Origin of the sequence: Alkalibacterium iburiense, assembly GCF_039521845.1 — a bacterium.
GTDB lineage: Bacteria > Bacillota > Bacilli > Lactobacillales > Carnobacteriaceae_A > Alkalibacterium > Alkalibacterium iburiense.
Map to the genome: position 1 here is coordinate 1 of NZ_BAAACW010000095.1, position 9,665 is coordinate 9,665.

Genomic DNA, 9,665 nt, shown 5'->3' on the forward strand with positions numbered 1-9,665 from the left:
CATCCACCCCCATTATAAAGGATTTTTTTATGGCATGGAATAGTTAAAACTTTAATGCAACACTAGTGATAGTAAACATGGAAGCTCTTGCATTTTTAAATGATGCAGGAAGAAAAGAATGGGAGGAATAATCATGTTAGAGAGTAAGAAGTCGTTATATAAAGGATTGATTTTACTTTCAACAGTTGGCGTGCTTGCGGCATGCGGAAATGAAGGGGACATACCCGGAGTAGAAAATGGGACAGATCCGAATACCGATAATGGGGCTGATAATGGATCAGAACCAGCAGGTGATGGGGAAGATATCAGCCTGAACATTATGCAGGGAAAAGTTGAGTTTAATAGTCAGTTTAATGAATTAGCTCAAATGTATATGGATGAAAATCCTAATATCACCATTGAAATTACATCAGTCGGTGGAGGAACGGACTACTTTACGCAATTAACCACTCGTATGTCTGCTGGTGATGAACCAGATATCTTTAGTGTGGCTGGACCTAATGAAATAGAGCAGATGTCTGATTATATGACGGATTTATCTGATACAGATTTAGCATCGGCAGCTCTAGAGGGTATGCTTGATAATGTCACTCAGGATGATGGAACGGTTATGGCTCTTCCTTATAACTTGGAAGGATACGGCTATATTTATAACAGAGAAGTTTTTGATGCAGCAGGTATTGACCCTGAAGCGATTAGCACCTATGAAGACTTAGAAGAAGCGGTGCAGACCTTAGACGAACAGAAAGAAGATTTGGGTATTGAAGCTGTCTTCGCTTTACCTGGAGCAGAAGGCTGGGTTATGGGTGACCACTTAGCGAATGTGTACTTAAGTCATGAATTTAATCAGGATGTGAATGAAGCGTACAATGCCGAAACCTTAGAGTTTGAAAGAGGCGATGAGTTCCAGCGCATGCTTGATTTACAGGCAGAGCATTCAATGGAACCTATTTTAAGTTTGGATTACTCTCAGCAAGTGGAGGAATACTTCTCACTTGGTCAAGTCGCTATGATTCAGCAAGGGAACTGGGTGTATCCGACAATCGAACAGATGGATCCTGAATTTGCAGAAAACTCCATCGGCATGATACCCATTCCTCTTGAAGGACATGAAAATCAGTTGCCTGTAGGTATTCCGAACTACTGGGCAGTTAATGGAAATAAAGACGATGCAACCGTTCAGGCAGCTAAAGACTTCTTGGATTGGATGTACCTTTCGGAAGAAGGAAAACAGTTTGTGATTGATGAGTTTAACTTTGTTCCTGCTTATGAGGGGTATGAAGATTTAGAAATAAACGATCCCCTTTCTCAGGTTGTTTATGACTATTCAGAAAGCGGAGAAACCATTGGATGGATTTTCACTGGCTATCCAACAGGATTCACGAATAATGAATTTGGACCGAATTTACAAGCTTATTTAGGTGGAGAAATGACCTGGGACGAAATGATTGAGAATTCTATTTCTGCTTGGGAATCTCTCCAATAAATTGATAAAAGGGCCATATTCTATATCAAGAGATGGCCCTTTTACTATTTAAATTCAATTATATAAGAGAAAGGGTAGAAACAGATGAGAAATAAAGAACTCAGTTTTTGGCTGTTTATCACACCAGTTCTATTAAGTCTGTCATTAGTTGTCATTATACCTGTGCTAACGGGATTATTTTATTCCTTCACAGACTGGAATGGATTAAGTTTTGACAATTTTATAGGCTTGGCTCATTACCGAAGATTGCTGGATGATGATCAGTTCATGCAATCACTCTGGTTTACTTTTCGATTTGCCTTTGTCAGTATTATTGTATTAAACATTTTAGGCTTAGGCTTAGCACTTCTTGTGACAAGTAAATTGAAATCCCGCAATATATTAAGAACAGTATTTTTCATGCCGAACCTTATTGGTGGATTGATTTTAGGGTTTGTGTGGCAATTTATATTTATCAGAGTATTTGCGAATCTAGGTAGTGTGATTGGCGTTGAAGCTCTTCAAGGCTGGCTTTCTACTCCAGAGACCGGTTTTTGGGGCCTTATCATTTTAACCGTCTGGCAACAGGCTGGGTATATCATGATTATTTATATTGCCTATTTACAAGGGATTCCTAAAGAATTAATTGAATCAGCCAATATCGATGGAGCGACACCATTTCAGAAGTTCCGCTACATTATATTCCCGCTGATTGCACCAGGTTTCACCGTTTCGATGTTTTTGACCTTATCGAATTCGTTTAAAATCTATGATCAGAACCTCTCCTTAACAGGGGGCGGACCATATAACTCCACTCAGATGGTGGCCATGAATATCGTAGATACCGCTTTTTCAAGTAATCAAATGGCTTATGGACAAGCCAAAGCGGTTATCTTTTTCATCATAGTTGCGGCCTTTTCGCTCTCCCAAGTGTATTTCAGTAAGAGAAGAGAGGTTGATTTATAATGAAAAGAGACAAAAAGTATATTATCTTAGAAATATTCGGTATATTACTCGGTATTGTTTGGATATCTCCCTTTTATCTGATGTTAGTCAACAGTTTTAAAGCACCGAGAGATATCTTTGCCGGTGTGTTAGCTCCACCAACAGAATTTAACTGGAGTAACTATGTACAGGCATTTGACGATTTGAATTTCATACGCTCGTTCTTTAACTCGCTTATTATCACTGTTGCCAGTGTCGCGATTATTATCCTCTTTTCATCAATGGCAGGGTATGCTTTAGCGCGAAACAAATCCTGGTTAAGTGGAGCCATCTTAATGCTGTTTGTTGCGGCTATGTTGATTCCATTCCAATCGGTTATGATTCCTTTAACGTCTCTATTCGGTCAAGCTGGCATGTTAAACCGAGTGGGACTTATCTTCATGTATTTAGGCTTTGGTTGTAGTTTAGCTATATTTTTATACCATGGCGCGATGACACGGGTATCCGTTTCACTCGATGAAGCAGCGATTATTGATGGGGCGAACAAGTTTCAGATTTTCTGGAAGATTGTTTTTCCGTTATTAAGTCCTATATCAGTAACTGTAGCGATACTGAATGTTATTTGGATTTGGAATGACTATCTCTTACCGTCACTTGTCCTAAGTAGACAAAGTGAAACCATTCCAATCAGAATGTTTTACTTTTTCGGACAGTACACACGTCAGTGGCATTTAGCTTTAGCAGGACTAACCATCGCCATTATCCCTGTCATTATCTTTTACTTTAGTGCTCAAAAAAGCATTATAGAAGGAGTGACAGAAGGGGCAGTGAAATAAGCAGGAGGTGAAGGCAATGGGGGAGAAAGTCTATCTGAAACTTTATGAATTATCGCGGTTACTATTAAACTTTTTTGTTTTTAATGTCATCTGGTTTATCCTTACTATTCCGATGTGGGTCGTCGTTTTTCAGCTCTTTCTTATAGAGGATACAGCTAGCTTATATATCTTAGTTCCGATATTAACTCTATTACTTCCCTTTGTTTTCTTTCCTCCGACTCAAGCTTTGTTTGCGACAATGAGGGAAATAATAATACAAGATGACTGGATACATGTGAAAGTATTTTTTACGTTTTATACCTCCAGTTTTAAGAATAGTTTGATTGCTGGTATTTTATTTACAGGATTGGCTATCAGCTTGTCTTATTCGATTTATTTAAGCTGGCAACTGAACCTTATCCTGATGATTGTATTAGCTGTCATTCTTTTCTACTTGTTTTTGTTCGGCCTTTACTTTTTCTTTATGGAGTCGCATTTTGATATGAATTTAGGGTGGAAACTGAAACAAGCTCTTGTGTTTGTCATGGGGCACCCGGTTAGTTCCATCGGTAACTTTTTATTATTTGTGTTCATTCATTTTGTCGTATGGAGTGTTTCACCCGTCATCTCATTTCTCATTGGGATGGCCTTAACGAGTTATTTTTCCATTTATCTCTTTATGCGGAAAATGAACAAACTGGTTGAAAGGAAAACAGAGACAGCTAAATAAGTGTAAAAACGGTGTCCGTTTAGTTGGACACCGTTTTTACACTTATTTTAGTGATAAGTCGGAAGATAATCCCCGTGGGCTTCTATTAACTCATCTACCATGGCCTTTATATCATAAATGGAAAGTTCAGAGTTAGTATGAGGATCAAGCAAAGCTGCTTGATAAATTTTTTCTTTGTCTAAAGTCAAAGCCGCTTCCACGGTGAGCTGATGGACATTGATATTAGTTCTATTTAATGCAGCTAGCTGAGTCGGAAGATCTCCAACTACAGTGGGTTGAATGCCGTTTTTATCTACCAGACAAGGAACTTCTACACAACTGTCTTGAGGCAGGTTAGTAATTAACCCAGTATTCAATACATTCCCGGCAATGACAGTCGGCTTCCCTGTGGTCATAGCGTCCATGATGTAAGATGCATATTCTCTGCTTCTTTCATGAGTTAACTCACCATTGTTGACTATCTCATCTCTCTGATGCTCCCACCCTTTAATCTGTTCCGCACAGCGTCTTAAATACTCGTCAATTGGGATCTGAAAACGATCAATGAGCTCTGGGTATTTCTCTTTGATGAAGTAGGGATGATACTCAGCGTTGTGTTCACTGGATTCAGTTACATAGTAGCCAAAGTGCTTCATCAACTCAAATCGAACAGAATCAGGGTGAGGATTCGCTTTTTCTGCGGCTAATCGTTTGATTTCCGGGTAGAAATCCTCTCCGTTTTTAGTTATGTCAAGCAACCAGGCCATATGGTTAATCCCTGCAATATTCCATTGGAAATCGTCTAAATGATAGTCATCTTCTATACCCAAATGCTGGAATAGTTCTGGCACGCAGACTTGAACACTGTGACATAAACCAACCGTTTTTATTTTAGTTGCTTTTAATACCCCTAAAGTCAGTATAGACATCGGATTCGTATAGTTCAGTAACCAAGCATCTGGACAAACTTCTTCCATTTCTCTCGCAAACTCTAACATAACTGGTAAAGTACGTAAGCCTCTAAAAATACCACCAATTCCGGTCGTATCTCCAATTGTTTGCTTTAAACCATATTTTTTAGGTATCTCAAAGTCAATGACTGTACTCGGTTTATATCCCCCTACTTGAATCGCGTTAATTACAAAATCGGCATCTCGTAAAGCTTCTTTTCGGTTATCATAGGCTTCAATGGTTGCTCTAGTATCATTCGAATTTTTGTTGATGGTATGAAGCATGGATAAAGATTCATTCAATCGGGCTTCATCAATATCGTAAAGAGCAATATGTGCGTCATGTAAGCTTGGAGTCAGCATCGCATCGCCTAAGATATTTTTTGCAAAAACTGTACTTCCAGCGCCTATAAACGTTATTTTCGTCATGAGTCGTCTCCTTTTATGTAAGTGTTTTCTTTCCTCTTATAGTATACGTCATTGACAGAAAAATGAAAGGGATAATTGCCTTTTCAGGTCGTTTTAAAAGAACTGAAATTAAATAATATGGTAAGCTGATAAAAATAAATAAAAGGGCTAGGAGGGGTTTGAATGGGAAAAGAAACAAATCTTGATGCAGCAGAACAGAAACGGAAAGATTGGGAATACAAAGAAGGGTTAAAATCTCGGCTCATTGAAGTAGAAGCATTAACCAGAGGGTATCCTGTTAGACGCATAAGTTTCGATACCACGATTATTACGATTAAAGGAAAAGCCTGTCTCTTTAAAGATATGAATGGGCCTTTATCTTCAGCGGCTATGAATGAAGTTGTAGATAACAAGTATCTAGCGCGTACATTGGTAAAAGAACAAGATATTTCAGTTCCTGAATCAATTTATTTAAGAATCAGCGAACACGATAAAATGAAAGAATTTATTCAACGCGTCGGTTTTCCCATTGTCATCAAGCCAAATAATTTAGCGCGAGGAATGGGTGTGTTTGTCAATGTGAACAGTGATGAACGGTTAAAAGAATGTTTAACCCTTATCTCTTCTATTGTAGGAAATGAACATGAAAAGATTCTTCTGGAACAGCAATTCATCGGAGACGATTATCGGGTATTTGTAGTTGATGGAAGAGTTATCGCTGTATCGAAGAGGGCTCGGGCAAATGTTGAGGGAGATGGTGTGCATGCATACCATAGAAGAACTCATTGACGAGAAAAATAAAATAAGACTCTCGAATCCCTCGATGAGAGACTACCTCATACCAAAAGATCTCACCCAACTAAACCGTCTGAATCGGGAAGGCAAAGCTTTAGATTTTATTCCTGATGCAGGAGAAATTGTGGTTTTAAGAGACGAATCCAATATTGCCAATGGCGGAGAAAGCATTGATTACACGAATACAGCGCACCCTGACTTTAAAGACATCGCTATTCGAGCCGTTCAAGCTATTCCCGGTTTACATTATGCTGGTATTGATATTATCGCTAAGGACATTACCGAACAACCTGATATCTCTAACTACGTCTTAACTGAAGTGGAATTTAGTCCAGGACCGGTTAGCATGTTTCCGTGGATTGGAGAACCAATTGATATGCCAGGATCAGTAATTGATTTTTATGAAAATAATTTGAGTAATTTTTAGGACTGAATAGATGCTTTAAAGCTCTTTTCTTTTATTAAATAAACCAGAGTCGGTTGAGAGAAACCAATCGCTCTGGTTTTTAAATACATAAATAAGGTTACATTCTGAATAGGTGATAGGTATAATGGAAAGAGTGATTTAAATAAAGTTAGGAGAATACTAGGTGCGAAATAAAAGCAGTAAACATTGGATTGTGATGCTCACACTGTGTGGGGTAGCCATCAGTGCAGTCGGCTTACCCGTCATGACAAATGGGGTATTCATCCAACCGATAGCGGATAGTCTAGGCGTTTACCGAGGGACAGTATCTGTGCATAACACCATGACCTTATTGTTAAAAGCGGTGATGTCTTTGTACGCCCCTCGGTTAATTAGACGCTATACCTTTAAAAAAGCAATGATAATCGGCACTTTGTTAGCTGGTTTATCCAACTACTTTCTAGGATGGACCAACCAGATTTGGTTATTTAATGTACTGGGAACCATAAGAGGGATAGGGACAGGTATGCTTGCTTGGGTTCCTTTAACTATTGTTATTAACGAGTGGTTTAGTGAGAAGCATGGTCTCGTGACAAGTATTGTCTTAAGTTTCAGTAGTATAACGGGAGCGATATTCTCGCCAATCTTTACGTCATTAATCCAATCTCTTGGCTGGGCTCAGTCTTACCGCATTATGGGTCTGTTGATCATTTTATTTGCCTTGCCCATTATTCTGGTTCCTTTTACAGTCAATCCTAGAGAAAGCGGGTATCTGCCATACGGGCTAGTAGAAAAGGGTGAAAAGGATTCAGGTCAAGCGAGAACTGTAATCCGACGTGAAGAAGGGGTAGAAGTATCTACTCTGTTATTTTCTCTTCTCTTTATCTTTACCTTGCTTCAGACGATGTTAATAGGAGTGCCACAGCACTTTCCAGGTTTTTCTGGAACAGTTGGCTGGCAAGAAAGTGTAGGGGCTACAATGTTGTCTATTGCAATGATTAGCAGCATTGGCTTTAAACTGGGTCTCGGTTACATCAGCGATATAATTGGACCAGTCAAAAGTACGGTCAGTATTTTATCTTTTGTAGGATTAGCAAGTATACTCCTTATGTTAACGAGACGTGTTCCAATTCTATATATCGCTGCATTTTTCTATGGGTCGATATATGCTATCCCGTCAGTTAGTGTCACATTGCTGACTAAAGAATTCTTTGGACGCTATCACTTTACACGCTTGTATCCCATTTTAGCTTTTTCAACCAGCTTAGGAGGAGCCATTTCTCTATCTTTAGTGGGGTTCATTTATGACTTTACAGGTTCTTATGTCCCTGCATTTGCCGGATCTCTTGTCATAAATATCATTAATATCTGTGTCTTATTGTATTTAAACAAAGCGACACCCAAAAGAAGATGAGCAGTATAAGGATAAGAGGGCACCTTTTTTTTAAAAGGGTGTCTTTTTTATATGTTGGAGTGTGTTAAAACCATTTGCTAAAGAGTACAGGATTGACTGATTGAAAAGATAGAAGAGGTGTAGAATAATGGGTGACAAGAAGTAATAGAAAGTGAAAGTAAATGATTAAGGAGAGAATTATGACAATCAAAACAACTGTAATCAGTTCATTAGAAAAAGTGTTTGCGGATGAAGAACTCAAAGCCAGACCTATAAGTTCAGCTTCTGCTTTTAATAATGAAGTCTTTTCTTTTCAGGTAGCTTTTAAATCAGAAGGACCTTTGATGAAAAATGTAACCGCTCATATTCAATCAGAGTTAGAATCTTTTATACAAATCAGAACGGTAGGAATCGTGCCTTCGGAATTTCCCATTTACCATGATCACGATGACCACATCCTTCGCAACCAAGCGGGTTTATTTCCAGATCCCCTCTATCCGATGGACTCTGAAGGACTGACTGTTTTTCCTAACCAGTGGCGAGCTATTTGGGTGAGTGTGCATTTAGAGGAGGATGTGGTACCAGGGAGTTATCTGATACCTATCCAGTTTAAAGATACTGAAGGGAATCTGCTCGGAGAAGAAAGCTTTCACTTAGTAGTTCTCCCTGCTTCGTTGCCGAAACAAACGCTTATTCATACACAATGGTTCCATACAGATAGCATTATGGAACAGTATGGAGTAGAAGCGTTCAGTGAAGACTACTGGTATTGGGTTGAGAAGTATATAAAAACAGCCGTTAATCACGGCATAAACATGCTCTTGACTCCTTTATTTACTCCCCCTTTAGATACGGAAATAGGGAAAGAAAGACCGACCGTCCAACTGGTTGATGTCAAAAAAGTAAAAGGAGAGTATAGCTTCCAGTTTGATAAGCTGTCGCGCTGGGTTGAGATTGGTTTGAGAAATGGATTAGGCTATTTTGAATTTTCGCATCTTTTTACTCAGTGGGGAGCCCACCATGCGCCAAAAATCATAGCGGAAGTTGATGGAGAAGAGAAGAAGGTATTCGGATGGGAAACTCAAGCCGATAGTGAGGAATATGTGACATTCTTATCTCGTTTTTTACCTGAATTAAAATCCTTTATTTATGACCACAACTTAGAAGAAAAGGTTTATTTCCACGTGTCGGATGAACCAATGCTTGAGCACATGGACTCATACAGACATGCGCGTGATATCATGCAGAAACACCTGGATGAATTCCCTATAATGGATGCTCTCTCGGATTATGCCTTTTATGAAAACGGACTGGTTAAAAGACCAATCCCCTCAACAGACCATATCGATCCCTTTATAGACAATCATGTCCCTGACTTGTGGACTTATTATTGCTGTGCCCAGTATAAAGATGTGGCGAATCGTTTCTTTGCTTTTCCATCGGCTAGAAATCGAATTATAGGCTTACAGCTTTATAAATATAATATCAAAGGATTCCTGCAGTGGGGGTATAATTTCTGGTTTTCTCAGTTATCCAGAAAATCAATCGATCCATTTAAAAACACAGATGCCGGATACGGATTTCCGTCAGGAGACGCATTTATTGTGTATCCAGGAAAGAAGGGACCCATCGAATCCATTCGGATGGAAGTGTTTTATGATGCTTTGCAGGATATGCGAGCTCTTCAGTTGTTGGAAAGTTTAATAGGGAAAGAGGCGGTAATAGATTTACTTGAACAAGGGATAGATACACCGATTACCTTTAAAAAGTATCCTCGGG

9 protein-coding genes are annotated in these 9,665 nt (G+C 39.0%); 8 read left to right on the forward strand and 1 reads right to left on the reverse strand.

Features of this window, described 5'->3' with window-relative positions; genetic code table 11:
- Nucleotides 1-133 precede the first annotated feature (133 nt).
- The 4 genes from ABDZ53_RS07975 to ABDZ53_RS07990 all read left to right on the forward strand — a co-directional run bounded on the left by ABDZ53_RS07975 (nt 134) and on the right by ABDZ53_RS07990 (nt 3,955).
- A complete protein-coding gene (locus ABDZ53_RS07975; RefSeq protein ID WP_343755330.1) occupies nt 134-1,486 on the forward strand; it encodes an ABC transporter substrate-binding protein in 1,353 nt (450 codons plus the stop codon).
- Nucleotides 1,487-1,570: 84 nt separating this feature from the next.
- Complete coding sequence (locus tag ABDZ53_RS07980; protein WP_343755332.1) at nt 1,571-2,431, forward strand: carbohydrate ABC transporter permease; 861 nt, start codon at nt 1,571-1,573, stop codon at nt 2,429-2,431.
- Entirely contained in the window at nt 2,431-3,246 is an 816-nt protein-coding gene (locus ABDZ53_RS07985) for a carbohydrate ABC transporter permease (protein WP_343755334.1), read from the forward strand. The genes ABDZ53_RS07980 and ABDZ53_RS07985 overlap by 1 nt, the downstream gene beginning before the upstream one ends.
- 16 nt (nt 3,247-3,262) lie before the next feature.
- Entirely contained in the window at nt 3,263-3,955 is a 693-nt protein-coding gene (locus ABDZ53_RS07990; protein ID WP_343755336.1) for a DUF624 domain-containing protein, read from the forward strand.
- Nucleotides 3,956-4,002: 47 nt separating this feature from the next.
- Here ABDZ53_RS07990 and melA read toward each other — a convergent pair whose 3' ends face one another.
- Nucleotides 4,003-5,313 carry an alpha-glucosidase/alpha-galactosidase gene (melA, locus tag ABDZ53_RS07995; protein ID WP_343755338.1) on the reverse strand — a complete coding sequence of 437 codons (1,311 nt, stop codon included), beginning with the start codon at nt 5,311-5,313 and terminating at the stop codon, nt 4,003-4,005.
- A gap of 162 nt (nt 5,314-5,475) precedes the next feature.
- Here melA and ABDZ53_RS08000 point away from each other — a divergent pair, with 162 nt between their 5' ends.
- From ABDZ53_RS08000 to ABDZ53_RS08015, 4 genes are all read left to right on the forward strand, one after another.
- Nucleotides 5,476-6,081, forward strand: coding sequence for an ATP-grasp domain-containing protein (locus ABDZ53_RS08000; protein ID WP_343755340.1), 606 nt, complete (start codon nt 5,476-5,478; stop codon nt 6,079-6,081).
- Nucleotides 6,056-6,514 carry a hypothetical protein gene (locus ABDZ53_RS08005; protein ID WP_343755342.1) on the forward strand — a complete coding sequence of 153 codons (459 nt, stop codon included), beginning with the start codon at nt 6,056-6,058 and terminating at the stop codon, nt 6,512-6,514. Before ABDZ53_RS08000 ends, ABDZ53_RS08005 begins: the two co-directional genes overlap by 26 nt.
- A gap of 163 nt (nt 6,515-6,677) precedes the next feature.
- Nucleotides 6,678-7,907: an MFS transporter gene (locus ABDZ53_RS08010; RefSeq protein WP_343755344.1), complete on the forward strand. Its 1,230-nt coding sequence runs from the start codon at nt 6,678-6,680 to the stop codon at nt 7,905-7,907.
- Between the two features lie 179 nt (nt 7,908-8,086).
- A partial coding sequence (locus ABDZ53_RS08015) for a DUF4091 domain-containing protein (RefSeq protein ID WP_343755346.1) occupies nt 8,087-9,665 on the forward strand: 1,579 nt, incomplete at its 3' end.

Coding starts and splice junctions, on each gene's coding strand:
- ABDZ53_RS07975 (WP_343755330.1), top strand. CDS start 134: ATGTTAGAGAGTAAGAAGTCGTTATATAAAGGATTGATTTTACTTTCA.
- ABDZ53_RS07980 (WP_343755332.1), top strand. CDS start 1,571: ATGAGAAATAAAGAACTCAGTTTTTGGCTGTTTATCACACCAGTTCTA.
- ABDZ53_RS07985 (WP_343755334.1), top strand. CDS start 2,431: ATGAAAAGAGACAAAAAGTATATTATCTTAGAAATATTCGGTATATTA.
- ABDZ53_RS07990 (WP_343755336.1), top strand. CDS start 3,263: ATGGGGGAGAAAGTCTATCTGAAACTTTATGAATTATCGCGGTTACTA.
- melA (WP_343755338.1), bottom strand. CDS start 5,313: ATGACGAAAATAACGTTTATAGGCGCTGGAAGTACAGTTTTTGCAAAA.
- ABDZ53_RS08000 (WP_343755340.1), top strand. CDS start 5,476: ATGGGAAAAGAAACAAATCTTGATGCAGCAGAACAGAAACGGAAAGAT.
- ABDZ53_RS08005 (WP_343755342.1), top strand. CDS start 6,056: ATGCATACCATAGAAGAACTCATTGACGAGAAAAATAAAATAAGACTC.